The sequence below is a fragment of the Streptomyces sp. NPDC059874 genome, from assembly GCF_042731135.1.
Lineage (GTDB): Bacteria > Actinomycetota > Actinomycetes > Streptomycetales > Streptomycetaceae > Streptomyces.
Window position 1 is genome coordinate 1 of sequence record NZ_JBHWJY010000181.1, and the last position, 2,626, is coordinate 2,626.

Below are 2,626 nucleotides of genomic sequence, written 5' to 3' on the forward strand. Positions count from 1 at the left end.
CTCGGGCCCCGGTCCGCCGTCGGCGCCCGCCCGCGGCTGCCACGGCTGGTCGGGCCGGCCCTCCGGCGGAGCGGCGAACGGGTTGTCGTCGGTGGAGGGGGTGGAGGGGGTGGAGGAGTCGGGCTGGCGGCGGTCCGGCATCGGGTGCGTTTCTTCCCCTGTGTCATGGACGTCAGCGCGACGTCGAGGCGTGTACGCCAGACGCTACCGCCCGGCCGTCCCCCCGTCCCTCGGGGGCCGTCCGGTGTGCCGGTATCGTTGCAGGCGGTCGGTGGCTTCGTATGGTTCCCCGTATATCGGTACCCCGAAGTTTCGTATGACCACACAAAGACGAACACCGCAAATCCGCGAGAAAGGGCCTCCCATGGCCGCCTCCCGCCTGGTCGTGCTGGTCTCCGGTTCCGGCACCAACCTCCAGGCCCTGCTCGACGCCATCGACGCCCACCCCGGCGGATCCGAGGGCTTCGGTGCCGAAGTCGTCGCCGTGGGGGCCGACCGTAAGAACATCGCGGGCCTGGAGCGGGCCGAGAAGGCCGGCATCCCCACCTTCGTGTGCCCGGTCAAGGCCTACGGGAGCCGCGAGGAGTGGGACGCCGCCCTCACCGAGGCGACCGACGCGTACGCCCCGGACCTCGTCGTGTCCGCGGGGTTCATGAAGATCGTGGGCAAGGCGTTCATCGACCGCTTCGGCGGCCGGTTCGTCAACACCCACCCCGCCCTCCTCCCCGCCTTCCCCGGTGCGCACGGCGTACGGGACGCGCTCGCCTACGGCGCGAAGGTCACCGGCTGCACGGTCCACTTCGTGGACAGCGGCGTGGACACCGGTCCGATCATCGCCCAAGGTGTGGTCGAGGTACGGGACGAGGACGACGAAGCCGCTCTCCATGAGCGCATCAAGGAAGTCGAGCGCCAGCTGCTCGTCGACGTCGTGGGGCGCCTGGCCCGGCACGGCTACCGCATTGAGGGACGAAAGGTAACAATCCAGTGACCGCCGCAGACACCGCAGCGAGCAACGACCCGACCACGACCCAGCGGCCGATCCGTCGTGCGCTCATCAGCGTCTACGACAAGACGGGACTGGAAGACCTGGCCCGCGGCCTGCACGAGGCGGGCGTCGCGCTCGTCTCCACCGGCTCCACCGCCTCGAAGATCGCCGCGGCCGGGGTGCCCGTCACCAAGGTCGAGGAGCTCACCGGCTTCCCCGAGTGCCTGGACGGCCGGGTCAAGACCCTGCACCCGCGCGTGCACGCCGGCATCCTCGCCGACCTGCGCCTGGAGGACCACCGCAACCAGCTCGCCGAGCTGGGCGTGGAGCCCTTCGACCTGGTGATCGTCAACCTGTACCCCTTCCTGGCCACCGTCCAGTCGGGTGCCACCCCGGACGAGTGCGTGGAGCAGATCGACATCGGCGGCCCGTCGATGGTCCGTGCCGCCGCCAAGAACCACCCCTCCGTCGCGGTCGTCACCAGCCCGGCCCGCTACGCCGACGTGATCGCGGCCGCCCAGGGCGGCGGCTTCGACCTCACCGCCCGCAAGCGGCTCGCGGCCGAGGCCTTCCAGCACACCGCCGCCTACGACGTGGCCGTGGCCTCCTGGTTCACCAACGCGTACGCGCCGGAAGAGGGCGCCGTCCTGCCCGAGTTCCTCGCGGGCGCCTGGGAGCGCAAGTCGACCCTCCGCTACGGCGAGAACCCGCACCAGGCCGCCGCCCTCTACACGGACGGGCAGCCGGGCGGGCTCGCCAACGCCGAGCAGCTGCACGGCAAGGAGATGTCCTTCAACAACTACGTGGACACCGAGGCCGCCCGCCGGGCCGCCTACGACCACGAAGAGCCCTGCGTCGCGATCATCAAGCACGCCAACCCGTGCGGCATCGCCGTGGACGCGACGGACGTCGCCGCGGCCCACCGCAAGGCGCACGCCTGCGACCCGCTGTCGGCCTTCGGTGGCGTCATCGCCGTCAACCGTCCGGTGACCGTCGAGCTCGCCGAGCAGGTCGCGGATATCTTCACCGAGGTCATCGCCGCCCCCGCCTACGAGGACGGCGCGGTCGAGATCCTGGCCAAGAAGAAGAACATCCGCGTGCTGAAGGTGGACGGAACCCCGCACCAGCCGGGCGACCTGAAGCCGATCTCCGGCGGCGTGCTGCTCCAGCAGTCGGACGTCTTCCAGGCCGAGGGCGACGACCCGGCCAACTGGACCCTCGCCACCGGCGACGCCCTCTCCGCCGACGAGCTCGCCGAGCTGGCCTTCGCGTGGAAGGCCTGCCGGGCCGTCAAGTCCAACGCGATCCTGCTCGCCAAGGACGGCGCCTCGGTCGGCGTCGGCATGGGCCAGGTCAACCGGGTTGACTCGGCGAAGCTCGCCGTCGAGCGGGCGGGCGCCGAGCGCGCGCAGGGCTCGTACGCCGCCTCCGACGCCTTCTTCCCCTTCCCGGACGGGCTGGAGATCCTGACGGCCGCCGGCATCAAGGCCGTGGTCCAGCCGGGCGGTTCGGTCCGTGACGAGCTGGTCGTCGAGGCCGCGAAGAAGGCCGGCGTGACGATGTACTTCACCGGGACCCGCCACTTCTTCCACTGAGGCCCCGGCTCCACAACGGCGAAGGCCGCGACCCGCACTGCGGGTC

General features: G+C 71.2%; 2 protein-coding genes. Both read left to right on the plus strand.

The window, feature by feature from the left end:
* Window positions 1-364: 364 nt before the first annotated feature.
* Window positions 365-988: a phosphoribosylglycinamide formyltransferase gene (purN, locus tag ACFV9H_RS41390; protein WP_385409167.1), complete on the plus strand. Its 624-nt coding sequence runs from the start codon at window positions 365-367 to the stop codon at window positions 986-988.
* The gene (purH, locus tag ACFV9H_RS41395; RefSeq protein WP_385409169.1) at window positions 985-2,580 is read left to right on the plus strand and encodes a bifunctional phosphoribosylaminoimidazolecarboxamide formyltransferase/IMP cyclohydrolase; all 1,596 of its coding nucleotides are present in this window, start codon (window positions 985-987) and stop codon (window positions 2,578-2,580) included. The genes purN and purH overlap by 4 nt, the downstream gene beginning before the upstream one ends.
* Window positions 2,581-2,626 lie beyond the last annotated feature (46 nt).